The following is a 23,963-nucleotide window of genomic DNA, read 5'->3' as shown; positions in this document are numbered from 1 at the left end:
GTGATGCGGTTTCTGTATTTCGACAGAAACCGCATCACGTTTTTTTTGTTATTGGTATGATGATACAGCGAAAATTCACAGGTTAGAGTGAATATCGTTGAAGGGGTTCGCGTGTCATGCAAAGAACTTCATAATAGGAAATGATTCGCTTTTCTCTTTTCATTTACTTTTCTCTTAATTATATAGAAGAAAATTTGGGTAGTGAGAGTGATTGAGTGTGAAGTTAAGTTTATGCAGCATCGTTAAAAATGAGGCGGCTGTTATTCGGAAAATGTTAGAAAGTGTTGTGGGCGCCGCTGACGAAATCGTGATCGTCGATACGGGTTCTACGGATGCCACGCTTGATATTATAGACGCTTTTTCACAGGAACATCCGGGATTAGTCCAGTTGCATCATTCGGAATGGTTGGGCGATTTTGCGGCCGCGCGCAATCAGTCGATTGATTATGCGACTGGGGACTGGATTTTAATACTGGATGCGGATGAGTACTTGGACGGCCAATCAAAGCAGCAGATCAGAGCCTTTTTGGAGAGTACCAATGTTGATGGTGTTTTTCTTACGGTTAGAAGTTATACCGGCAATGCAAACGCGTTGGGCAATGTGCTTGATATTGATGTATGTCGAGTTTTTCGCAATGCGTATCGCTACGAAGGCATCATTCATGAGCAAATCGTTGAGCCCATCATTCGAAGTGGCGGGAAAGTGGGACGCAGTTCAATTCTTATCCATCATCTTGGCTATATTGATGAGTATAAAATCTATAAACAAAAAGGGCAGCGTAACATCGCGTTGCTTGAGAAGCAGTATCGTGAAATTCCGAGACGGGACAAACATCACCGATGGTTCAGCGGCGCAAATCTCATCGTTGAATATGTCATGATGAATCAAAATCAGCGGGCGATTGATGAAGTTCGACCGTTGATTGAGGAGATGAAAAAAGAGAAACAGGTGCCTGAATTGTTAAGCCGCATGTACAAGTTGTATATTGCGGGGCTGACGCAAGCGGGGCGCTTGGAGGACGGCTTGCGAGCTTGCCGGGAGGCCATTCGTTATTTTCCATCGTATACAGATTTTTATTTTACAAGATCTACAATTGAAATCAATTTGAATCAGTATACAAATGCCATCAAGTCCTTGGATAAATGTAAGAGCCTTGGTGATGTCAAGTTGAGCATGAGTGAGCGTCTTGAAGGTGTGAGCACGTATTTGGCTGACACTCAATTTGGGCGGTTGTGGCTGGAACTAGGAGATGACGTTTCAGCACGAGACGCTTATTTTCGGGCCTTTGCCCAAAATCCGACGGCGCAAAAAGTGATTCCGATGCTCGTATTACTCACAAAAGAGAACGAGACTTTACAAGCGATGAAACAGGTCATTCAAACAAGACCTGGCACATTTGAGTTTGCGCTTTATTATGCCATTAGTGGCATGCCGGCCGCCTTGGATGTGGTCGAGCAGGCGAGGCAAGCATATGGAGATGGCGTTGTTTTGCGTCAAGCGCGTTTTGCTGCGGAAGTACATCTTGGGCTGGAACCCAGCATGCCTGAACAGCTTGAAGCAGATGATATTGTGCGGTGCGCGCTTTGGCAATACGAGCAAGGGGATGTTGATAAGGCAGTTGCCAATTGGCGAGCGGCTGGACAGGTAGGCGCTTTTTTTGTGCAAGTTCTTGAGCAATGCGATCCGCAAAAACGAGATAATCCCGTGACATGGAATTTGGGGTCGGTCGTACACACATTGATTCAAACGCGCGCCAAGCGTTTTTTGACCAAATTCTTGCTAACTGCGCGATTTAATCCAGATACCATGGCACTGTTGACCCATACAGATTTGGCGACAGTGTTGACAACCGACGAGGCTTTGGCACTCAAGCCTCAACATTTTTTTGACGCAACCTGGAAAATGCAGAACTATATTCTACGGGGGCAAGTAGAGCAAGCGGAGTTATTGATTGCTGATGCCAAAATGCCTGATGGCTCATTTTCCGTCAGTGGGTACGTCATGTTGGCTGAGTTGTATCCTGAAGAACAAACGAAGTGGCTGAATGAAGCGCGCGAACATTACCCGGATAGTCAACTGATCACTTTTCTAAGGCGAAAATTGGCGCAGACTGTTGCGAGACCATCTCCATTGATTCACTGATAGTAATCAATATATCGGCATATCGGCGAAAGTCGTGGCATGAATAGGGTGAAGCTCATAAAACTATCATTGGCAATGATTGCGAAAGACAGCGAAAGCACAATCGGGAAAAGTCTGCAAAGCGTAAAACAGTATGTGGATGAAATGGTCGTAGTGGATACGGGGTCGGTGGATGGGACTGCGAGAGTTGCCAAAGAGATGGGGGCGGATGTGTTTACATACGCCTGGAAAGGTGATTTTTCCGATGCTCGAAATTGTGCTTTGTCTAAAGCGAGTGGGGATTATTGCTTGGTTTTAGACGCCGATGAATGGATCGAGCAAATGGATTTGGCGCAGACCATCAAATGTTTGGAAAGCAGAAGCGTGATCGGGCAAATACAAATCCGGAATTATTTTGACGACGCGGGGGAGATGAAAGTATACAAGCTGTTCATATCGAGGATCATGCCGAACGGCGTTTATTATACGGGGCGGATTCATGAGCAGATTGCGAGCGGTCTCCCACGGATTCAATTGCCGATCAGCGCTTACCATGTTGGTTATTACAAGACCAATAAAGGGGAACGGAATATCGGTTTACTCAAAAAGGAACTGGCGTCTCATCAGGATGATGTGTATCTTCATTATCAAATTGCGAGGGAATATCGGCTGATAAAAGAATATCTTCTTGCTATGCATCATTATGAGGCAGCTTTCTCACGAATGTCACGTGACGAAGTCTATTATGCTGATTTTATCGTTGGCTGGTTATATACCGCGATTCAAACTCAAGCGTGGGAATTGGCGCTGCGGATTTTTGCGCAAGAGCAGAATTTTCTTGGCGATTGTCCTGATTTTTGGTTTGTGTATGGTCAGTTTTGTATGCAATACGCGGGGATTGAGCAACGTTATTTCGGGGATATTGAACGTGCGTATTTGCAGTGTTTGACGATTGGGGAAACTTCCCGCTACGGCAGTGTTGAGGGAACGGGTAGCTTTCTTGCGATGTATAATCTTGGGGTTTTCTATGAAGTGACTGGGCAACAGGAGAAATCTATTGTGTTCTACGGACAAGCTGCGGCGTTGGATTTTCAGCCAGCGCAGCAGCGGTTGTTTGTGTTGAAGGCGGGTGGGGAGTGAGGGGCAACCTATGCAATGTATGGGCGGTTTATGCTACTACAGTTTGGTTTGTTCCTCACTTCGACAATAAATCTGCCATACGTCGATGCCCGATGATATTAATTCAGTAAATATCCTTTTATAAAACTCGATGTCCTCAAAAAATTTATAACTCCCATTGAAGTATCGTTTTCCCGTATAATTTAGTTTTATCAGCTTCAAATGCGTCGACGATATCCTCTAAATTCGTGATACGAACGATGCGTGAAATCAGTAGACTTAAATCCATCTGTAAATTCTCGTCAGATAACATGGAAACGGTAGATTCAAAATCAGTTAATCCACTCCGACTGTGGCCAAGCATATGGAGACCTTTTTCAAGCAGGAGTCTTGTATTAATTGAAATGGGGTGTTCGCTTACTCCCAATGTATTGATAGTTCCTCCTGGCTCAAGTATGTCGATGATGTCGTTAATCGCATACTCACATCCTTCACCACCAGTGCATTCAAAAGCGTGCTCAATATTCATTGTCCACCGTTCTTTATTCTCGTCGTTGAGATTTACAATTTCATCGGCAAAGTGAAATAATTGCAACTTGTCATCGTGTTTACCAAAAACGGTAACACTACATTCAGGCATCATTATTTTTAAAAAACGTGTCACTATAAAACCTAGATTTCCATCACCCCATACGCCAATGCGTGATCTATAAGTATTAGAGAAGAGTAGGAAGCGTTTAATAGAATGGACCGCTACGGACATGAGTTCGGTAAATGCAGCGATTTCGTTAGACAATTCAGTTGGTAATTTAATGATTCTATCTCTTGGTTGAAACACAACTTCCTGCATGAAGCCGTCGGTTCCGCTTGACATAAAAATGCCCTGTCTACAGTAATTTTCACCGATCTTTTCGTCTAAACATGCCTTAGAGTATTTGCCATTAAAAATAAATCCAGGTACACAGGGGATCATGACACACCTTTCCCCAGCTTTAAACTCCCCTCTAGAATCAAATAAGACTTCTCCTATTGCCTCATGGATGAGAGACATTGGCAGCTTTTGTTCAAGGATATGAGATGCTCGAACCCCGTTGTAATATCGTTGATCAGCGTGGCAAATTGACATGAAAGTGGGGCGAATAACAATTTCTCGATCTGAATATTCTACATTTGTTAAGTGTGCATCAAATCTTTTCGGTCGAACTAGTCTGACCACCTTGTTGATCATTTCACTACGCCTTCTTTCAAAATAGCATTGGCAAATAGTAGATCAGACGGTGTTGTGATTTTTAAATTGGTAGATTCCCCTATGACGATATAGACATCCTTACCATTTAGTAGCGCTATTTTAGCAGCGTCTGTCGCCATCTCAATTTCTTGGGATTCTAACGAACGATAGCTATCAATGATTGTGCCTATCCGAAAAGACTGTGGTGTTTGTCCTTGATAAAGCTCTTGCCTAGGGGGTATCTCATTTAGTGTTCGACCATCCTCTGAACGTACAATTGTATCTGTTGCAGGGATTACGGTATCGACTGCCCCATGAGCCACACATTGTTCTATATTTTCCTTAATAATTCTGTAGCTCACAAATGGCCGTACGGCGTCATGCGTAATAATGATATCGTTGCTAGACGCGTTCCGGTGATCTTGCAAGAATGAAATTCCCTTCTGAATCGTCCTATGCCTGGTATCTCCACCTTCGACAACAGTAACTCTGGATTCAGGTATGCAATGTTTATGCAATAGGTTCTTAGTATGTATTAACCATTCCTTTGGGCAGAGCGCTATGACTTCATTTATCTCGTTAAAAAGCAGGAACTTCTCGATAGTATGTATTATTATTGGCTTGTCTCCAAGTATAAGAAATTGTTTCGGAATATCTTTGTTTCCCATTCTATTACCTTTTCCACCAGCTAATATCATCGTGAATATCATTTTTTTACCTCGCATTATGTTTATTCTTGGACAAACGACGAGTTGAATTTTGTAGCATTTTTAGGATATGGTAAAGTTCATAACTTGATTCTTTGGTTGATTCCAGGAATTTTGTCGGAGTTACCCCCTCTAGCGTACTTCATTGGTAAGATTCTTATCATGGAGAAATCATTCAACGGATATATGCTCTATTCCTGTCTAGAACGAAATCTAAATGGATAATATGTGTAGTTGGGGCAGAAATATGGCTTGGCGTTACACTTCGGTGTTTGCTAACCGTTTGTCCATGCTGGTTTACCGGAATGTGGAGGATATTGTTTAAAGTAGTGCATGCTCTACTGTTTCAAAGTAATCGATATTTGCTGGGTTTTATAATCTCAATTATAAATGTTGGTTGGATTATTGTTACTGAAGCTTTACCTGATTGTCGATTGAATGCTTATTCGGTACTCAGTATAATGAGCTTCATTATTATAGATAAGTCTTGGCCGGATATTTTAATTTAAGAACCCACCGGAGGCCGTAATTGTGCAATTGAGCAGGCAAGAGATTCTCGCTGTGGTGAAAACGTTGGATCGTGTATATGAAGTAATATCAAATAAGGAACTGAAAATTGGATCTTTCTTGAAAATTGTACCTCAAATCGCGAACAGTATCGGCGTCAAGCTGTATCCTGTATTTAAGGATGATTCCTTCTTTCGCTCTCTTTTTGAGCATCTGCAGCAGTTGTTGTCGAAAATTGTTTCTCTCAATGATTCTAGTATTAGCTTCGAAGCCAGTGAGATTGCGGAACTAGAAAGAGCAAAGTTAATCGATCTGCTCGAGAAATTTGAGACTTCATTGCTGACATGTTGTGAATTTTACATCTATTTACACAAGGACGTATCAGTGAATTTTCCGTTAGCCTGTGAGCGTGTAAAAACTGTCACCGTTCTTCCCGAATCCATAGAAGATCTTGGAGGCCATCTTTCAGGACAGAGTCGCATGAGTGTTTTTTCAGTATTCGTTCATACTGGTACGGCGCAAGAGCAGAATGGACTTCTAAAGCAAGCAGACGTTAGTTACCAACCGGATTACATTGCAGGGATCTATAATCGAATGATGAATGAGCTGAAAAAACCAGATTACTTCATGTATGATCGGCTGTACCTCGAAGCTAAACTTGAGAGTTTGAAAGTGAGACGAGATATCCAGTTATTATTAGCGGGGTCATCTTACACAATGTGTGGTCTGTTAGAGGAAGAAATGCCTCTTGTTGCTCGCAATGTGGCTGTTGATGCTCAGGATTTATACTATACACTTAAAACAATCAGGGTTGCACTAGAACTAAATCCGAACATCACTCACTGCATCATATCTTTTGCCTATTATTTTTGGGGGTATGACCTTTCTCTTTCGACTTCAGTCTATCAATATAAACGAGTGACGGAGGTAAATTACCCTATCTTTAAGGATAGACACAACTTTCCATATGAGTTATTTGATAAGAATTATGATGCGATAGTCTCTATTCCACCACTCGTCAGACATATTTTTTCTTTGGGGTGTTTTGCAGAACAATATATTAAAAATGTTAAACATAATCTTGCGAATGCACATTATTTTTCTGTTCCCCGAACAACGAGCACCATCGTAACACTTGACGATACCACAAATTACGAGCGGGCAAAACAGAGAACTGCAAGCCACAATAAGTTTTTTAAGTATGAATCAACCGTTCGGGAGAATATCAGTTTATTCGAAGGCTTTTTGGAAGAAATGAACCGTAAAAATGTGCAGATCATTCTATATGTACCTCCGGTTACTCCATATTATAGGGATAGTATTGATCAGAGGTTAATATCTGATTTTTACACTTGCATGAAGCCGTTCTTGGCAAAGTTCAATTTTAAATTAGTTGATTTATTTGAGTCTGATCATTTTAAAAATGAGGATTTCGTAGATTATGATCATCTCAATGACCAAGGCGCGAAGAAACTTGGGAGGATATTGATGAAAGAATTGAATGATGGTTGATGCTTGAAATCATCAAAATCGATTGCTCACGTGGAGAAAGGATTGACTGCAACTTTGAAGTTTAAGACCAGAAATGCACTGCTTTCTATGGTGAGTCTGATTGCAAAGGCCATAAGATATGCGATGGACAATCCAGGTGATGTTTCGCAAATGCTCTTACAAAGAGATTGTCCGAATTCCATTCGTGCAATTATGTCGGCAGTGAAGATGGAAGAGCAAGGCGCTATTCATGTTGAAAAAAAGGCCGTATACATGCTAGATTTTTTACAAAGGGTTCCTTCATATCAATTAGATATTGAAGCTTATTCGTCGACGCTCGCTACTATACTTACACTTGTGCAGGAATTCAAGCAAGAAATTGATAACCTCCCATTTCAGCTTAATGTGACTTTCTTCCCACATCAGGGGAGCACTTGGAGTTCTCTTGAATCGGTCTGGAGAGCTTTTCAAGCAGATGCCCGGTGTACGACGAAAATTGTACTCACCCCAGTCTACCGTAACACGCCCAATGGGATAAAGGTTCTGTATCAGGACTACTTAACGCCAGAAGGAATTTCTTTTATTCAACATGATGCATACGATATCAAAGCTGACAAACCCGATATCGCTTTTTCCTCAAATCCGTATGAATCAGTCAATTTTCCACAATTTACTCCTCAAAACCTACACGAAAATGCAACTGCACTCGTTTATGTCCCTTACTTTATTGAAAGTGTCGTTTTGGAAAAGGACTTGCTGACACATTACAACATGTTCATGCATAATAACGCATGGATGGTCGTCTGCCAATCTGAGGAAATGAAACGCAAGTATGGAGAGTACTCACAGTCACGTGGTAGAAATGTAATGGTACTAGGGAGCCCAAAAATGGACGCGCTCCTGCGAGCAAGTCAAGAAACTGTAGAAATCCCAGCAGAGTGGCTGGAAAAAGCAAACGGAAGGAAAGTCATTTTACACACTACACATTTCTCTGCGAATCCGGAAAAATCGATACAATATGTTGAAAATATGTATTCTCTGTATTCGAGTCAAGAGTGGAGAAATGTGGTTCTTCTTTGGCGCCCTCATCCTATGACACGTACAGTACTCAGTGGTTACTATCCAGATTATTATAAATTATGGTGTTCGATGCTCAGTAAACTGTGTTCTCTTGACAATGTGATATTGGACGAGAGCGCCTCTTATAGACCAGCTTTCCAGATCAGTGATGGTCTTTATTCTTCGGGTTTGAGTTCGATGGTAATCGAGTACATGATCACTGGGAAGCCTATTATTATTGATGACTTTACAAGTGACCCGCAATTGAAACATCTAGTTCTTGATCTTTCTGGGTGTTACCTAGCCCCTCAAGACTGGGAAGGATTAAAAAAGAGTTTGGTTGAGTTTAAAACGAAACTGGAGCTAGGCGAAGATTTAATGAAAGAGAAAAGACTTACTGCGCTACGCAATGGTATTGCCAATTTAGACGGCAGAGCAGGAGAGCGTATTAAAGATATTGTAATTGAAATGTTTTTGCGACAGTTCAATCATGAGTGATGATATCCTCCAAATTATGTGTTTACTTTTTTTCATACACTGGGTGTCAAGTGGGGATGGCAGTGTGAGACTGACTGTATGAAGTATTTATAGTGAATTTTGTTGAATTTAAGGAGAGCACGCGACTAGCACTTGTCCAGATAAACTTTGATAAGGTTCCTTGGATGTAGAGAGAGTGCAGATTATACCTCAAAATACGTACGATTCATCGCGAGTCACAATATTATTTGTCACATAACAACCGTTCATTCGGCATAAGAGAAATATGGTGGGGTCTCAGGAGGATACTACTGAAATGAATATCGGATTTTCAAGTATTTGGGGACAAACGAACTTTCAATTTTCCACTGATAATATCGAGCTAGATTTCGATGACAACTTATTTAAACCCATGTTCGAATTCCAGCAATTTTGTCGCCAACGAAACGTAAATGTTGACTACGTGAGTAATTTCGATATAGATGATATTGATGCATTCGTGTTTCACGAAGTGCCTCAACCTAATAATCAATATTTCCAATACGCCCAATTGAAAAACAAGCCGCTTTTTCTATTCAACGATGAGCCAGAGGTCGTTTATCCTCCGTCACATCATGTGTGGAATCACAGTCCATTCGTACGTGTTTTTACACAACATGATTCACTGATCACTGGTGACAAATATGTTAAAATCAACCCTTTTTGTTTTGATTTCGCACTAGAGCCCTTGAGATTAGCTAAGGAACGATTTTGCGTAATGGTGAATAGCAACAAAACCTCAAATCACCCCCTTGAATTGTATTCTCATCGATTGAAGGTGATACGATGGTTCGAAACGTATCATCCTGAAAAATTCGATCTCTATGGCCACGGATGGGATCCCGTTCAATTTCCGTCATTCAAGGAAGTTGCGAAGAAAAAGATCGATACCTTGGCTCGCTATAAATTTGTCATATGTTATGAAAATGCGCGAGACATACCTGGATACATCACCGAAAAAATATTTGATTGTTTCTTTGCCGGCAGCGTCCCCATTTATTTGGGGGCGTCAAACATTGATTCGTATATTCCGGCATCGTGTTTCATTGATGGCCGAAATTTTAACGATTGCGATGAGCTATATACTGCGCTGAAAGGGATAGACCAAGAGACGTACGAGCAATATCTGCGAGAGGCTAGAAGATTTATTCAAGATGAGAAATCTGGGGATTTCTCCATTGACAGGTTTGTAAAGACGATGTACGACAATTTGATCGAGGGTATATCAATTCATAACAGTTCGCTTAAGACGAGGAGCTCCATCGGCGCGAGCGCCGTACCGATGAAACAGACCAAAGAGATGCAAGATGTGGACGATATGGAATATGACCCCGTTTTCATTGGCGGTGCTGGTCGCTCTGGAACGACTCTTCTACGCGTGATGTTGAGCGCCCACCCCAATCTATGCTCTGGCCCAGAGTTCAAGCTCCTGCCGTCCATTACCGATATTTACGAAACGATGTCAACGCAAATGCAGCCGATATTAGAGGCATATGAATTGCATCACGATGACATAAGACGAATATTTTCAGTGTTTATTGCTAGCTTCTTCGAAAAATATCGAATTTCTTCGTCGGCAAAGCGAATTGTGGAAAAGACGCCGCACAATGTGTTGATCATGCCACAGTTGGCTAGCATATTTCCAAATTCAAAGTTTATACACATCGTTCGTGATGGAAGAGATACGGTGCGATCGCTTGTGACAATGAATTGGACTGATCTCGATGGAAATCCGATCGAGTATGTTCAAAATGTTGAAAATGCAGCTAAGTACTGGGTAAATGTTGTTTCTCAGGGACTAGACGACGCTAATTTACTGATACTTAGAAATCGGGTTAAGTTGGTGAAGTATGAAGACCTCATATATAGCCCTAGAGAAACGATGGCGGATATCCTTACTTTCCTCGGTGAAGAATGGTCAGAATCTGTCTTACAGCATGCCAAAGCTCCAAGAAGATTTGAGCCTTTGGAATCCAGCACAATGCAAGTCGAAAAGCCACTTTATAGCAGTTCAATAAATCGATGGGCAACAGAATTCACCCAAGAAGAGAAGACGCTTTTTAAGGAGATCGCGGGCGAACTGCTTATTCATTTGGGCTACGAGGAGTCCATGGATTGGTGATTATAAGGTAAGCCCAAGCGCCTCTGGTTGTCCGACAAATTTCGCCCGGAGTTTTTGCAAAAAGTCGTGGTAGTAGATATTGTCGCTTGACACTCATGTGAGATATTTCATGTCTGCATCTTGCATGAGTAAGGGCCAAGGAACACTTGAAATGGACGTCGTGAAAAAGAACATCTTCACCAAGCGCGTTGCTTCTGCCAACCAGCGAATCGTATCCACCGGAATAAATTTTCAGATTTTTGCAGAACCTTTTATAACAAATTCCGATGAGACGAGGAGATTTCTGTGCACAGACATTTGCGTTGGTATATTGCTGTCCTGATTGGGATCGGAACGATTATCAATTATTTTGATCGGGCAAATATGTCTGTTGCGACGGATCCGATGTCTAAGCAATTTGGGCTCTCGCTTTCCCAGATGGGTATTGTGCTTTCTGCGTTTTCTTGGTCCTATACGCTTATCCAAATTCCCATCGGCGCTTTGCTCGATAGAATTGGTGTCAAGTGGCTGACTCGCGTGGGCACGATACTCTGGACAATTGCCACGGTCATCACAGCCGTGGCAGGCGGACTTGGATTGGTGATTCTTTCGCGCATTCTGTTGGGTGTAGCTGAAGCGCCGGTGTTTCCAGGGAATTCGAAGGCGACTGGATATTGGTTTCCCGTCAGGGAACGCGGACTGGCCACAGCCTCGTTCGATGCGGCCGCGAAGTTCTCGAATGTGATTGGGGTGCCGCTGATTGCCTGGGCCATCACTGTTTGGGGCTGGCGCGGCGGTTTTTGGCTGACAGCTGTGTTGAGCGTGCTCTTTGCGATTGCGTATTGGATTTGGTATCGGGATCCAAAGGAAAAGAAGAGCCTCTCACGTGAGGAATACGATTATATTGTCGCGGGTGGGGCGCAGACGGGTGAAGCGGAAGGACAAATCTGGGCCAATCTGGGGTTCGCGCTCAAGCAGCGGAAAATTTGGGGACTGGGTATTGGCTTTGCGGCGTACAATTACTCATTTTATCTGTTTCTCACCTGGTTGCCAGGTTACCTTGAAAAGCAAATGCACATGACGGTGCTCAAGAGTGGCTGGTACACGGTGATGCCGTGGCTGATTGCCACCATCACGGACGTTTTTGTCGGTGGCTGGTTGGTCGATACGCTCATTAAACAAGGAAGGGATCCCACGCGCGTTCGGAAAACGGTGCTCGTCATTGGCATGTTGCTGGGGTTGGCGGTCATCGGTGCGGCGTTCACCCAAAATCCAAATTGGGCCGTTGTGTGGATTTCCATCTCCTTGGGCGGCTTGGCGTTTGCTGCAACCATCTGCTGGAGTATCCCGTCGCTCATTGCGCCACGGGGGACTGTCGGCAGCGTGGGCAGTGTCATGAATTTTTTAGGGAATATCAGCGGCATCATTGCGCCAATCGTCACGGGTTTTATCGCCGATGCGACTGGTCAATTCTCCGTCGCGTTTGCCGTGGCCGCTGCTGTGCTCGTTGTCGGCATCATCAGCTTCGTATTTCTGTTGGGCACCATTGAGCCGATTCGAACCAGTCAGCGCCAACCGTTGCCCTGAATGTGAGCGCGGCAGAAGGGCGCAGCGCTAGCAAACGCAACAAAGCTGCATGTTACGAAGGGAGATCACCATACTCGTGTTTCGAGAAGGTGATCTTTTTTCGATCGCAACAATGCCTCCGTGTCAAAGCGCTGACTCGCTCTGTTCCATCTGTTCGACCATATGTGTCTCAAATTGCGTTTCATAGAGCTGGCGGTACAACGGGTTTGTCTCCACCAATGTCTGGTGGGGGCCGATGGCGGCAATGCGGCCCTTTTCCAGTACGACAATTTTGTCGGCTGACAAAACGGTCGACAAACGGTGCGCGATGACGATGGCGGTTCGACCTTGTAGCAAAACGGCAAGCGCGTCTTGAATTTTTCGCTCAACCACCGTATCCAATGCGCTGGTGGCCTCATCCAAGAGGACGATGCGCGGACTTTGCAGCAATACGCGCGCGATGGCCAAGCGCTGACGTTCTCCACCGGAGAGGCGATATCCGCGCTCGCCCACAGTGGTTTGATACCCTTGCGGCAAAGCGGCGATGGTGTCATGAATCTGTGCGGCCTGACAAGCAGCTTCCATGTCTTCCTGTGTCGCGGATGGATTGGCTAAAAGCAGGTTGTTGTATATCGTATCGTGAAAAAAGAACGGATCTTGTGGGACAAGGCCCATTTGCGATCTCAATGACCTTAAAGACAGCGCTTTCGTATCCGTGCCATCTAGCAACAAACGGCCAGATAACGGATCGGAAAAGCGGGGGATCAAGTTGAGCAATGTCGTTTTGCCTGCGCCGCTGGGGCCGACGAGGGCAACGGTTTCGCCAGGTTCCACCATGAGGTTGATTTCCCGCAAGGCCATGTCTTTTTCCTCTGTATCCGCGTTTTCATCCGCATTGGCGCGGTAGGAAAAGGATACGTCTTCCAACGCGATTTGGCCTTGCACTTCCCCTTTTGGAATGGTAAGCGCGCCGTCTTTACCTCCGGTTCAATATCCATGATGGCGTAGATGCGCCGAAACAAGGCGATGGAGGACAGGATGCTGACATGCAATTGCGCCAATTGGCTAAGCGGGCCATAGAGGCGGGAAAGCAACGTGGTAAATGCGACAATGACCCCGAGTTCCATGCGGTGGTGAATGACCAGCCATCCGCCGTACCCCCACAACAAAGCGGGACCGATGGAAGAAAACATCCCCAACCACATGAACAACCAGCGTCCAATCAACGATTGGCGGACTTGCAAGTCGCGCAGTTTGTGGTTTGCCTCGGAGAATTTTTTCTCTTCCTCGGGCTCGCGATTGAAGATGCGAATCAACAATGCGCCGCTGACGCCAAGCGTCTCGCTCAATTGAACGGTCATGTTGGAAAGCCATTGTTGAATTTCGCCTTGCACGCGCTGGCGCACTCTGCCGACGCGTTGGGTCGGAATGACAAAGCCTGGCACCACGACCATGGCGAGGATGGACATCTGCCAGTTCATTTCGAACATCAGCACCAATGTAACGACGATGGTGAGCAAATTGCTGATAAATCCGACCAAAGTTGTGGTGATGACGCTCTGAATGGCGGTGACATCATTCATGACGCGCGATACGAGATCTCCCGACTGGCGCGAGGCAAAGAAATTGACGGTCTGCCGCTGCAAATGCCGGAACAGCGACATGCGGTAATCGGCCATAACGTTTTGGGCGATGACATTGCTGAGCCAGTTTTGCAACACGCCGAGCAGCCCAGTGACAATGGCTGTGAAAATTAAGGTGAGCGTCAGCCAAAGGACAGTGGTAAAGTGCCCTTTTTCAATGCCGTTGTCGATGATTCTCTGCGTCAACCAAGCGGGAATAACGCCGCCGATGGCAGTCGCGAAGATGATGAACGTCACGAAAATCGCTTGCGGCCAATAAGTGGTAAAGGCGCTCAGCGCACGTTTGATGATGGCCCAATCGAAATGTTCCTGTTTGGCCAATTCGCGCATGCGCCAGCGATTCCCGCCTCCGCCTCCACCTGGCCCGCCTCCAGCGCCCATTCCTAAGCCTCGGAATCCTGCATCCACATTCAAACACCCTCTCATCAATTCAAATTGAGCACAGCGAAATCACAGGTGCAACTCATCACTTGTCTTCTGCAACGTTTTCGTCTGCAGGGTGCGACAATGCAGAGGACAGTCGTTCCAGGCTGGCAATCAAATGCCGCTGTTCATCTGGCGAGAGGCAATTCAACCCGTCCGTCAGCCGTTTGGTCGAGGCAGAATGCACACTTTCAATCAGTGACCGACCACTATCCGTCAACCGAACGACCTTGACGCGGGCATCCTCGTCACTAGAAACCCGATAGACCAAGCCAGCTTTTTCGAGACGATCCGCCATTTGGGACACAGTGCTGGGGCTGACGCCGAATTTTTTTGCCAAATCGCCCATTGTGCAATTTTTTGTTTTATGGACATTGCGCAATAGCGTCCACTGCAAGCGAGTGATTTTTTGCGCCCCCACCTGGAGCGTGCCTTTGCGCAAGTGCCGGTTGATGGATTGCCAGTGAACGAAAAACTGGTCGATCAGTCCATTGTCAATCATGTCGTTGCTCCTCTCAGTATATTATTTAGTTAACTAAAACAATTCGTAATCGTCAAGCGTGGTGAAATTTTCGACAAAATAAGGATGATGCATTGACAACTAGATTCACTCTATTACTATATCAAGTATACCGTATGGATTTAATCGGTTTTATGGTGTACGCTTACTGTGTCAATTTTCAGGCAAATGCCTAGAATGTGAATGATGGAGGGGTACCTGTGAAAAATGTCGATAACATTCTCGATTTAATCGGCCAAACACCAGTGGTCAAATTGAACCATCTGACTGGTCCGAGCGATGCGGATGTGTATGTCAAGCTCGAATGGTTCAATCCAGGCGGGAGTGTCAAAGACCGGATCGCCAAATCCATGGTGGAAGCCGCAGAACGGGAAGGCCATTTGAAGCCGGGCGATACCATCGTGGAACCGACCAGTGGGAACACAGGCATCGGGTTGGCGTTGGTCGCTGCCGCGAAAGGCTATCGGGCCGTCTTTGTCATGCCGGACACCATGAGTTCAGAACGACGCAGCCTGCTGCGCGCATACGGCGCTGAGCTGGTGTTGACACCAGGCAGTGAAGGGATGCAAGGCGCAGTCGACAAAGCCGCTGAACTCGCGAAGGAACACGGCTACTTTATGCCGCAACAGTTTGACAATGCAGCAAATCCATTGGTGCACGAACTGACCACCGGCCCGGAAATTGTGGAACAGTTTGGCGGCAAATTGGATGCGTTTGTCGCAGGTATCGGCACAGGCGGAACCATTTCCGGCGTTGGGCGCGTATTGCGCAAGGAAATCCCCTCCTGCAAAGTCATCGCTGTCGAACCGGCTGGTTCTCCTATCCTCTCAGGCGGTAAGCCAGGTCCGCACAAGATCCAAGGAATTGGCGCCAATTTTGTACCGTCTATTCTAGATCGCGATGTTTATAACGAAGTGCGCACTGTCGAGAATGAGGCTGCATTTGAAACGGCGCGCCGCTTGGCGAAAGAGGAAGGCTTGTTGGTTGGTATTTCCTCTGGCGCAAACGTATTTGTCGCTTTGCAAGTGGCAAAGGAATTGGGCAAAGGCAAACGCGTTGTGACCGTGTCTCCATCCAACGGCGAACGCTACCTGTCCACAGCGTTGTATCAATTCGATTGATTTCGCCTGTCTATCGTTGTTTTCCATGTCATCGCAGTTCTGTGTTGGTTGCCTGCAGCCGACTTAGGACTGCGATTTCAACTTACACGGTGGTTTGCAGATGCCATTTGTTTGATGGTACTGTTAGTGTCAGTGTTTTGCGTTGCGTGCCATGTCTTTGCGAAGGTTAGATTGTAGGGAGGATATTATGAGTAAAGTACTGATTTTTGGCCACAAAAATCCGGATACGGATACGATTTGTTCAGCTATTGCGTACGCTGAATTAAAAAGCAAATTAGGCGCTTCCGTCGAAGCCGTGCGCTTGGGCAACGTGAATGCGGAAACGCAATTTGCCTTGGATTATTTTAAAGTGGCAGCGCCACGTTTGGTGGAGACTGTCGCCAATGAAGCACAAGAAGTGATTCTGGTCGATCACAATGAGCGCCAACAAAGCGCGAATGATGTGGATCAGGTGCAGGTTGTCGAAGTGATCGACCATCATCGGATCGCAAATTTCGAGACCAGCAATCCTCTGTATTACCGCGCTGAGCCGGTTGGCTGTACAGCGACCATTTTGAATAAGCTGTACAAGGAAAATGGGGTTGAGATTTCCAAAGAAGTGGCTGGTCTGATGGTATCCGCCATCATTTCGGACACGCTGCTCCTCAAATCGCCGACTTGTACGGACCAAGACGTGGCCGCCATTCGGGAATTGGCTGCGATTGCTGGCGTGAACATCGAGGAATATGGCTTGCAAATGCTCAAAGCAGGCGCGGATTTGAGCGACAAATCCATCGACGAGTTGATCTCGCTGGACGCGAAAGAATTCCAAATGGGCGACTACAAGGTGGAAATCGCGCAAGTGAACGCTGTGGACACGAATGATGTGCTGGCTCGTCAGGCGGAAGTGGAAGCCAAGCTGTCCCAAGTGATTGCAGACAAAGAGCTGGATTTGTTTGTTTTTGTGGTCACCGACATCTTGAACAACGACTCCGTCGCCTTGGCGCTCGGACGTGTCGCAGATGCGGTTGAAAAAGCTTACAATGTCACATTAGTGGACAACAAAGCGACCCTCAAAGGGGTTGTATCGCGTAAAAAGCAGATTGTGCCTATTTTGACCGAAACGCTGGCGAAGTAAGCGGAAACGCACGACGCTACATATGACAATCGCATCTGAATACCTGACATTTGCTGATGTATGTCATCGTCGAATGATGCGAAGCGAACGGCCCCGTTGCCACTTATCGAATTGAGTGGCGAGGGGCCGTTCCTGTGTGGCTCGGCAGCAGATTTGGTCATCAGCTTCGCGCGAGGTCAATCGTCAGGTGTCACAGATGCTTGTCCTAAGCGAGTGCGCTGTGCCGCGTTGTCCGCAGCACTATGAGCCTGCCGCGATACGCATTTCTGCTGGCAGCGGGCAGACAAACCGCATTGGCTGCGCCCCTTTGGCCAGGCCAGGCGGGTAGAAAAAGAGTGCCAGTCCCGGCATGGGTTCGGGCAGTTGCGCAGGATTGTTCGGATGAATCAGGTGTGGCAGGGTTTCCAACACTGTGTGTTTTTCCAGTTCTGCTTTCGTCAATCCAAGTTTCATAAACGCCGGTCCAAACAGGTCAGGATGCTCCCCAATGAACTGCGCCACATGGGTTCGATCCGCCCGGTTCAAGCTGCGATTCCACCAAACCTTGTGCGGGCGTATGCGATGTTGCAGCAGGAAGTCATAGATCATATAAGATCTGGCTGACGCCTGTTGCGATGACGAACACGTTTTTTGCAGAAACTGCTCCAGACGCAAGAACAAATCTTCCAACTGATGGCCAATGCGGTTCCACCCCTGTGTCTCCCACTCATCCCCAAACGACTGGAAGAAATCGAATGGACTTGCGAACACATGACGGGTCAGATACTGCACAGTGTGCCGCAGTTTCCCCTCGTTCCAATACTTCTCCAGCACATCTTCCACCTGCTTGATGCGCAGGACGTCGTCATACGGCAATACGTGATTGGAAAATATCTCATAGGGCGCGTGATCCATATAGGTGTAACCAAATTCTTGCGCGCGCAGGCGCATGCCGGTTCCGCGGAGCATCTTTAAAAAGCCCAGTTGCAATTCATCCGGCTCGAACGAAAACACGTCGTTGAACGTCTTTTTGAACGACGAATAGTTTTCTTCCGGCAAACCGGCAATCAGATCTAAATGTTGGACGATATTCCCGCTCTCTTTGATGGCCAGGATGGTTTGGCTCAAGCGTTCGAAATTTTGGCGCCGCTGCACCAATGAATTGGTGAGTTCATTGGTAGATTGCACGCCAAGTTCAAAGCGAAACAGCCCTTTTGGCGCATTGGCTTTGAGAAAATCGACAATTTCCTTATGCAGGATGTCGCCGGTGATTTCAAATTGGAAGACCGTATCGCCCCGGTTTTCAATCAGAAATTGGAACAGCTCCAATGCGTAACGTCGATGTAAATTGAATGTCCTGTCCACGAACTTGATGGTGCGGATGCCTGCGTCTATCAATGTCTTCAGTTCCCTCTTGACGCGTTCTATCGGAAAATAGCGCACGCCGGTTTCAATCGAGGAGAGGCAGAATTGGCAGGAAAACGGACAGCCGCGACTCGTTTCAAAGTAGACCACGCGGTTGCGCAGTGCTTGCATGTCTGCTTCGTTTTGATAGGGGCTGGGGATTTGCTCAAGCGGGATTTTCGCCGCTGGCGGATTGATATGAACCCGATTCTCTTGCCGATAGGCGAGCCCGTTGATTTCATTTGCGGCGCCACCGGATGCCAAAGACTGCAAGAGGTGGTGGAATGTCGCTTCCCCTTCTCCTTGTACGATGAAATCCACTTCTGGAATGCGATTCATCCATTGGCGGGTATCATAGGACACCTCTGGGCCGCCCATTATCAGAACGACGTTTGGCAACACCTTCTTGAGCATCGCCAACAGCGGGATGGTTTCCTCCACATTCCATATATAGACGGAAAACGCCACGATGTCCGGTTTGCGACGATATAAATCCGCGACAATCTGCGTCAAAGGTTCTTTTATCGTATATTCACAGATTTCCGTTTGCGGGAAGTCGTGTTGGACGTACGCGTGAAGATAGCGCAACGCCAAGGAGCTGTGGATATACTTCGCATTCAGTGTGGCCAGTACAACCTTCATTGTGATCTCCCATTCTGAAAATAAAGTGGATACGTCGATTCACGCCATTCATGGTACCCCTCACATTTCTATTGTGCCCGAGAAAGCGAGTTTCGCATACTTTTACTTTTGGTTTCACAAGATTTACCGTAAAATTTGGTATAGATGGTACTTTGATGACGGTATTCATTGCAGGGAGGTATTATGGAAAACAGAATTGAGCAAATCGTAAATTTTCTAACTGTTCTGGATGGATTCAAAACGATAGCGCGAAGAACCATTGTCGGTAATACCACACGACATGAAAATGATGCGGAACATACTTGGCACATGTGTATGTTTGCACTTTTGTTGCATCGCGAAATGGAGCATGAAGTCAATTTGGAGCGCGCTTTGCAGCTCATCTTGATTCACGATCTCGTCGAGATTTATGCGGGAGATACGTTTGCCTACGATACACAGGCGCGAATTGGCAAAAAGGAACGCGAAGAACTGGCGGCAAAACGATTATTTGGGCAACTTCCACCGGATCTCACAGCACAATTCCACGCGCTTTGGGACGAATTTGAAGCCGGTTTAAGCGCCGAAGCGCAGTTCGCCAACGCCATCGACAGCATACAGGCGTTTGCCCAAAACGTAAATACCAAAGGGCATGTATGGAAGACACATCGCATACCAGCGAGTCGTGTGATGGAGAAGAACAAGTCCTGGATTCAGCAGTCGAAAGCATTTTCCACCCTGTATGACTACCTGTGGCAAAAGGCAGAGCAAGAAAGTTCATTCTATCGGGAAGAATGAAGATTATGATATTGCAGCATGACAGATGAAATTTTAGTAGGAAGGGGATGTTGTTTGGTGTCTCACAGTTGGTCGCAGGGTTCGATGTTCAAAGTTGGGTATATGGATGAATTGCAACCAATCGATAGAGCCATTGCTGAGTTGCTCGCAAAGCGCGAGCAGTGCGCGCAAGGCAAGATGTTTGTCCCTCCGCGCAGCCTCGTTGAGGGGTGGGCAAAGGAGTTCGGCATGGATCCGGCGTTGCTGTTTTGGACTTTCCGCCACTTTACACCTCGGCGGCGGGTGAACGGACCAGTAGATCTTGGCGAACTGCAGGGCATTGTTCCCTTGATGCAGCGAAAAACGGTAAATGGATGCACGTACACTTTGACGCATGTCGAGCAATTTTTGAATGGAAGCATCGTCAATCTCATCGCGAGCTTAGAGACACCTGAAGCGGCACAAGTGTCGCGTTTGGAGCTTCACTTGACGTTGGCCATCAAAACGGAAGGGTATCAAGTGATGCCGCATGGAACACAGGGAGGCGGTGCACAATTGACCGCTCGTTTTTTGGTCACGCCACCTCTGCCAACGGATATGGGGAAAGTGGAATTTGCGTTAGTACCAGATGCAGGTGCAGGGGGCAGACCGCCGATGATTGTGCGCGAATTGGATGATCCCGTCGTGTTTTGAGGATGGAGATCAATATACCAACCAGCTACACAACGATAACTCAATCATACATGTCAGAATATTTGACATATATGATTGAGTTTTTTGTTTGAAATACGTAACATAAGTTTACTTAGTCAATGGAGGATTGCCTGTGAGTCAAACTACCCTGATTGGGCTGGCGATGTTGGCGGTCGTACTTGGATTTCGGCACGGGATAGATTGGGATCACATTGCAGCCATTACAGATTTAGTCGGCGGAGAGACCGACAAGCGACGGGGATTCATGCTCGCGCTTTGGTATGCGATTGGACACGAGGTGGTCATCGTCGTGTTCGGCGCTTTGGCTGTCTTGCTGGGCTGGACGTTGCCACATTGGGTGGATGGTATGATGGAGCGCTTCGTCGGCGTGACCTTGCTGATTTTGGCCGTCTTTTTCATCATTTCGCTCATTCGGAATCGCCAGGAATTCGTGTTTGTCAGCCGTTGGCGGCTGCTACTCATCAGCTTTTACAGCATTTTTGCATGGGTCGACGCTCGCTTCGGCAACAGATACCGCAAGCAGACAGCGGCAAAACCCCAGATCCGCGTGACGTTCGCCGGTGCTTTTTCCATTGGGATTGTGCATGGAGTCGGTGCGGAGACCCCGACGCAGCTGCTCTTGTTCGCGACGGCGTCTGGTTTGGCGTCGCCTGTGAAGGGATTCTCGGTCGTCATGCTGTTTGTACTGGGGCTTCTGTGTTCGCACTTGATGATCACGTGCGTCAGCCTGGCTGGCTTCATGAGCGCGCTGCGCCATCGGTTGTTGGTGAGAACGGTCGGGATCGCAACGGCGACGTACAGTCTCTTGATGGGTGTCATTTTCACGATGGGCTATGCTGGATGGCTGCCGACTTTGTTGTAGGAGGGGACAAATTGTGCATTTGACCATGCAAGAACGAGACAAGCTGCTGATTTTTGTGGCAGCTGAGCTGGCCAGAAAGCGCCTTGAGCGTGGGTTGAAGCTGAATTATCCCGAGGCGGTCGCTTTGTTGTCTTCCTACATCGCCGAAGAGGCGAGGGCTGGCAAGACGGTCGCTGAACTGATGGAAGCGGCAAGGCATGTGTTGTCCGCAGATGATGTCATGCCGGGGGTTGCGGCGATGATTCACGAAGTGCAGGTGGAAGCGACGTTTCCAGATGGCACCAAACTCGTGACGGTGCACACGCCCATCCGCAGCGGCGTATCTGAATGGACACCAGGTGAGACGCTGCTTGATGAAAGCGATACCCAGGGCATTGCTTTGGTGCCAAAGCGGGATCGAACCGTGCGGCTTGTCCGGAATACTGGCGACAGGCCGATTCAGGTCGGGTCCCACTACCATTTCTATGAGGTGAATCACGCGTTGGCGTTTAAGCGAGAGGGGACAAAAGGATATCGGTTGGATGTGCCGTCCGGCACGGCGATTCGCTTCGAACCGGGCGTCGAATTGGAAGTCAGTCTTGTGAAATTTGGCGGTGAGCAGCAGATTTACGGGTTCCGCGGCGAAGTCAACGGGGGGATGGGCGATGCAGAGGATTGATCGGGCTGCCTACGCGGGGATGTACGGGCCGACGACGGGCGACAGGGTCCGATTGGCGGATACGGAGCTCTTGATTGAAATTGAGCGAGATTACACGGTTTATGGTGATGAAGCCAAGTTTGGCGGCGGCAAAACCATTCGCGATGGCATGGGGCAGCATCCGTATGCGACGAGAGCCGAAGATGTGCTGGATTTGGTCATCACGAACGCCATCATTCTCGACAGTTGGGGCATTGTCAAAGCGGACATCGGCATCAAGGATGGGTATATCGTCGGCATCGGCAAGTCTGGCAATCCATTGACGATGGACGGTGTCACGCCGGGGATGGTCATTGGCGCGAGCACAGAAGTGGTTGCGGCGGAAAATCGGATTGTCACGGCGGGTGGCATCGACAGCCACATTCACTTTATCAGTCCGCAACAGGTGGAGGTGGCCTTGCAAAGCGGCGTCACGACGATGTTGGGCGGCGGTACGGGGCCGGCGACGGGCACGCTGGCGACTACGTGTACACCGGGGGCGTGGCATTTGCGGCGGATGTTGGAGGCGGCGGAGGCGTTGCCGGTGAATGTCGGCTTTCTCGGCAAAGGCAATGCATCTGGCTATCGGGCCATCGCGGAACAGATTGAAGCAGGGGCCATCGGCTTGAAATTGCATGAGGACTGGGGCAGCACACCACATGCGATTGACACCTGCCTGGGCGTGGCGGATGACTACGATGTCCAAGTCGCCATCCACACGGACACACTCAATGAAGGTGGGTTTGTGCAGGACACCATTGCGGCCATCGGTGGCCGGACCATTCACACCTACCATACGGAGGGCGCCGGCGGCGGGCATGCGCCGGACATCATCCGCATCGCGTCCATGGAAAACGTGCTGCCGTCGTCGACGAATCCGACGCGACCGTACACGAAAAATACAGTGGATGAACATTTGGACATGTTGATGGTTTGTCACCACCTCGACCCGAATATTCCGGAAGACATCGCTTTTGCCGATTCCCGCATCCGGCCAGAAACCATTGGCGCAGAAGACATCCTGCATGATCTCGGCGTCTTCAGCATGATGAGCTCCGATTCCCAGGCGATGGGGCGGGTCGGCGAAGTCATCATTCGCACGTGGCAGACCGCAGATAAAATGAAACGGCAGCGCGGCGCGCTCGTTGGCGATGGTCCAGCAGACAATGCCCGTGTCAAGCGATATGTCGCCAAGTACACCATCAATCCAGCCATCACGCACGGCATTGCCCAGCACGTCGGCTCTGTGGAAGTGGGCAAATTTGCCGATCTCGTCTTGTGGTCGCCAGCCTTTTTTGGTGTGAAGCCCGAGTTGGTGTTGAAAGGCGGGACCATCGCGCTGGCGAACATGGGTGATCCCAACGCTTCCATTCCCACACCACAACCGATGTTTTATCGGCCGATGTTCGGGCAAATGGGGAAAGCGCGCTTTGCCACGTCGTTGACCTTTGTCTCGCAGGCGTCGTTGCAATTGGGCATTGTCCAGGAGTATGGGCTCTCTAAGCCGTTGATCCCGGTTGCGCATTGCCGTGACATCGGCAAGCAGTCGATGGTACACAACGCCGCGCGACCTGTGATTGAGGTGGATCCTCTTTCGTATCGCGTCACTGCAGACGGAGAGTGGTTGACCTGTGAACCAGCGGAAGTTCTGCCGATGGCCCAGCGGTACTTTTTGTTTTAAGCCAGTGAT

General features: G+C 47.6%; 19 protein-coding genes. 13 read left to right on the top strand and 6 right to left on the bottom strand.

Annotation, left to right across the window (positions count from 1 at the left end):
* The first annotated feature begins 217 nt into the window (after window positions 1–217).
* Together ACFSB2_RS11765 and ACFSB2_RS11760 are read left to right on the top strand one after the other, a co-directional pair.
* The gene (locus ACFSB2_RS11765) at window positions 218–2,143 is read left to right on the top strand and encodes a tetratricopeptide repeat-containing glycosyltransferase family 2 protein (RefSeq protein ID WP_377943244.1); all 1,926 of its coding nucleotides are present in this window, start codon (window positions 218–220) and stop codon (window positions 2,141–2,143) included.
* A gap of 48 nt (window positions 2,144–2,191) precedes the next feature.
* Window positions 2,192–3,262 carry a glycosyltransferase family 2 protein gene (locus tag ACFSB2_RS11760; protein ID WP_377943243.1) on the top strand — a complete coding sequence of 357 codons (1,071 nt, stop codon included), beginning with the start codon at window positions 2,192–2,194 and terminating at the stop codon, window positions 3,260–3,262.
* A gap of 145 nt (window positions 3,263–3,407) precedes the next feature.
* Here ACFSB2_RS11760 and ACFSB2_RS11755 read toward each other — a convergent pair whose 3' ends face one another.
* Together ACFSB2_RS11755 and ACFSB2_RS11750 are read right to left on the bottom strand one after the other, a co-directional pair.
* Window positions 3,408–4,469 (bottom strand): alcohol dehydrogenase catalytic domain-containing protein, encoded by a 1,062-nt coding sequence (locus tag ACFSB2_RS11755; RefSeq protein WP_377943242.1) that lies wholly within the window; start codon window positions 4,467–4,469, stop codon window positions 3,408–3,410.
* The gene (locus ACFSB2_RS11750) at window positions 4,466–5,179 is read right to left on the bottom strand and encodes an IspD/TarI family cytidylyltransferase (RefSeq protein ID WP_377943241.1); all 714 of its coding nucleotides are present in this window, start codon (window positions 5,177–5,179) and stop codon (window positions 4,466–4,468) included. The genes ACFSB2_RS11755 and ACFSB2_RS11750 overlap by 4 nt, the downstream gene beginning before the upstream one ends.
* 528 nt (window positions 5,180–5,707) lie before the next feature.
* On the opposite strand from ACFSB2_RS11750, the gene ACFSB2_RS11745 reads away from it, so the two are divergent.
* The 4 genes from ACFSB2_RS11745 to ACFSB2_RS11730 all read left to right on the top strand — a co-directional run bounded on the left by ACFSB2_RS11745 (window position 5,708) and on the right by ACFSB2_RS11730 (window position 12,437).
* A complete protein-coding gene (locus ACFSB2_RS11745; protein ID WP_377943240.1) occupies window positions 5,708–7,195 on the top strand; it encodes a hypothetical protein in 1,488 nt (495 codons plus the stop codon).
* Between the two features lie 3 nt (window positions 7,196–7,198).
* Window positions 7,199–8,731 carry a CDP-glycerol glycerophosphotransferase family protein gene (locus ACFSB2_RS11740; RefSeq protein ID WP_377943239.1) on the top strand — a complete coding sequence of 511 codons (1,533 nt, stop codon included), beginning with the start codon at window positions 7,199–7,201 and terminating at the stop codon, window positions 8,729–8,731.
* Window positions 8,732–9,026: 295 nt separating this feature from the next.
* The gene (locus ACFSB2_RS11735; RefSeq protein ID WP_377943238.1) at window positions 9,027–10,871 is read left to right on the top strand and encodes a sulfotransferase; all 1,845 of its coding nucleotides are present in this window, start codon (window positions 9,027–9,029) and stop codon (window positions 10,869–10,871) included.
* A 285-nt stretch (window positions 10,872–11,156) separates the two neighbouring features.
* On the top strand, window positions 11,157–12,437 hold the full coding sequence (locus ACFSB2_RS11730; RefSeq protein ID WP_377943237.1) for an MFS transporter: 1,281 nt from the start codon (window positions 11,157–11,159) through the stop codon (window positions 12,435–12,437).
* A 123-nt stretch (window positions 12,438–12,560) separates the two neighbouring features.
* On the opposite strand, the gene ACFSB2_RS11725 is transcribed toward ACFSB2_RS11730, so the two are convergent.
* Genes ACFSB2_RS11725 through ACFSB2_RS11715 form a run of 3 tightly spaced genes read right to left on the bottom strand, consistent with a single transcriptional unit; the run spans window position 12,561 to window position 14,984 of the window.
* The gene (locus ACFSB2_RS11725; protein ID WP_377943236.1) at window positions 12,561–13,277 is read right to left on the bottom strand and encodes an ABC transporter ATP-binding protein; all 717 of its coding nucleotides are present in this window, start codon (window positions 13,275–13,277) and stop codon (window positions 12,561–12,563) included.
* Complete coding sequence (locus tag ACFSB2_RS11720) at window positions 13,181–14,467, bottom strand: ABC transporter ATP-binding protein (protein ID WP_377943235.1); 1,287 nt, start codon at window positions 14,465–14,467, stop codon at window positions 13,181–13,183. Before ACFSB2_RS11720 ends, ACFSB2_RS11725 begins: the two co-directional genes overlap by 97 nt.
* Before the next feature lie 58 nt (window positions 14,468–14,525).
* Window positions 14,526–14,984 (bottom strand): MarR family winged helix-turn-helix transcriptional regulator, encoded by a 459-nt coding sequence (locus ACFSB2_RS11715; RefSeq protein ID WP_377943234.1) that lies wholly within the window; start codon window positions 14,982–14,984, stop codon window positions 14,526–14,528.
* 218 nt (window positions 14,985–15,202) lie between these two features.
* On the opposite strand from ACFSB2_RS11715, the gene cysK reads away from it, so the two are divergent.
* Window positions 15,203–16,123: a cysteine synthase A gene (gene cysK / locus ACFSB2_RS11710; RefSeq protein WP_377943233.1), complete on the top strand. Its 921-nt coding sequence runs from the start codon at window positions 15,203–15,205 to the stop codon at window positions 16,121–16,123.
* A 187-nt stretch (window positions 16,124–16,310) separates the two neighbouring features.
* Window positions 16,311–17,240, top strand: coding sequence for a manganese-dependent inorganic pyrophosphatase (locus ACFSB2_RS11705; protein WP_377943232.1), 930 nt, complete (start codon window positions 16,311–16,313; stop codon window positions 17,238–17,240).
* A 240-nt stretch (window positions 17,241–17,480) separates the two neighbouring features.
* Here the strand turns inward: ACFSB2_RS11705 and ACFSB2_RS11700 are convergent, their stop codons facing one another.
* On the bottom strand, window positions 17,481–19,265 hold the full coding sequence (locus tag ACFSB2_RS11700) for a B12-binding domain-containing radical SAM protein (RefSeq protein ID WP_377943231.1): 1,785 nt from the start codon (window positions 19,263–19,265) through the stop codon (window positions 17,481–17,483).
* 183 nt (window positions 19,266–19,448) lie between these two features.
* On the opposite strand from ACFSB2_RS11700, the gene ACFSB2_RS11695 reads away from it, so the two are divergent.
* The 5 genes from ACFSB2_RS11695 to ureC all read left to right on the top strand — a co-directional run bounded on the left by ACFSB2_RS11695 (window position 19,449) and on the right by ureC (window position 23,954).
* Window positions 19,449–20,042: an HD domain-containing protein gene (locus tag ACFSB2_RS11695; protein WP_377943230.1), complete on the top strand. Its 594-nt coding sequence runs from the start codon at window positions 19,449–19,451 to the stop codon at window positions 20,040–20,042.
* A 57-nt stretch (window positions 20,043–20,099) separates the two neighbouring features.
* On the top strand, window positions 20,100–20,714 hold the full coding sequence (locus ACFSB2_RS11690; RefSeq protein ID WP_377943229.1) for a hypothetical protein: 615 nt from the start codon (window positions 20,100–20,102) through the stop codon (window positions 20,712–20,714).
* A 133-nt stretch (window positions 20,715–20,847) separates the two neighbouring features.
* Window positions 20,848–21,597, top strand: a complete 750-nt coding sequence (locus ACFSB2_RS11685; protein ID WP_377943228.1) for a hypothetical protein — start codon at window positions 20,848–20,850, stop codon at window positions 21,595–21,597.
* 13 nt (window positions 21,598–21,610) lie between these two features.
* Window positions 21,611–22,255 (top strand): urease subunit gamma, encoded by a 645-nt coding sequence (gene ureA, locus ACFSB2_RS11680; protein ID WP_377943227.1) that lies wholly within the window; start codon window positions 21,611–21,613, stop codon window positions 22,253–22,255.
* A complete protein-coding gene (gene ureC, locus ACFSB2_RS11675; RefSeq protein WP_377943226.1) occupies window positions 22,242–23,954 on the top strand; it encodes an urease subunit alpha in 1,713 nt (570 codons plus the stop codon). The genes ureA and ureC overlap by 14 nt, the downstream gene beginning before the upstream one ends.
* The last annotated feature ends 9 nt before the right edge of the window (window positions 23,955–23,963 follow it).

The organism is Alicyclobacillus fodiniaquatilis, from assembly GCF_042678105.1.
Taxonomy (GTDB): domain Bacteria; phylum Bacillota; class Bacilli; order Alicyclobacillales; family Alicyclobacillaceae; genus Alicyclobacillus; species Alicyclobacillus fodiniaquatilis.
Note: the sequence above shows the minus strand (reverse complement) of the source record. Positions and strands in the feature narration are given on the sequence as shown.

Excerpts from the sequence above, each read along its gene's own strand:
- ACFSB2_RS11705 (WP_377943232.1), top strand. The coding sequence starts at position 16,311 with ATGAGTAAAGTACTGATTTTTGGCCACAAAAATCCGGATACGGATACG.
- ACFSB2_RS11715 (WP_377943234.1), bottom strand. The coding sequence starts at position 14,984 with ATGATTGACAATGGACTGATCGACCAGTTTTTCGTTCACTGGCAATCC.
- ACFSB2_RS11725 (WP_377943236.1), bottom strand. The coding sequence starts at position 13,277 with ATGGCCTTGCGGGAAATCAACCTCATGGTGGAACCTGGCGAAACCGTT.
- ACFSB2_RS11735 (WP_377943238.1), top strand. The coding sequence starts at position 9,027 with ATGAATATCGGATTTTCAAGTATTTGGGGACAAACGAACTTTCAATTT.
- ACFSB2_RS11695 (WP_377943230.1), top strand. The coding sequence starts at position 19,449 with ATGGAAAACAGAATTGAGCAAATCGTAAATTTTCTAACTGTTCTGGAT.
- ACFSB2_RS11700 (WP_377943231.1), bottom strand. The coding sequence starts at position 19,265 with ATGAAGGTTGTACTGGCCACACTGAATGCGAAGTATATCCACAGCTCC.
- ACFSB2_RS11750 (WP_377943241.1), bottom strand. The coding sequence starts at position 5,179 with ATGATATTCACGATGATATTAGCTGGTGGAAAAGGTAATAGAATGGGA.
- ACFSB2_RS11755 (WP_377943242.1), bottom strand. The coding sequence starts at position 4,469 with ATGATCAACAAGGTGGTCAGACTAGTTCGACCGAAAAGATTTGATGCA.
- ureC (WP_377943226.1), top strand. The coding sequence starts at position 22,242 with ATGCAGAGGATTGATCGGGCTGCCTACGCGGGGATGTACGGGCCGACG.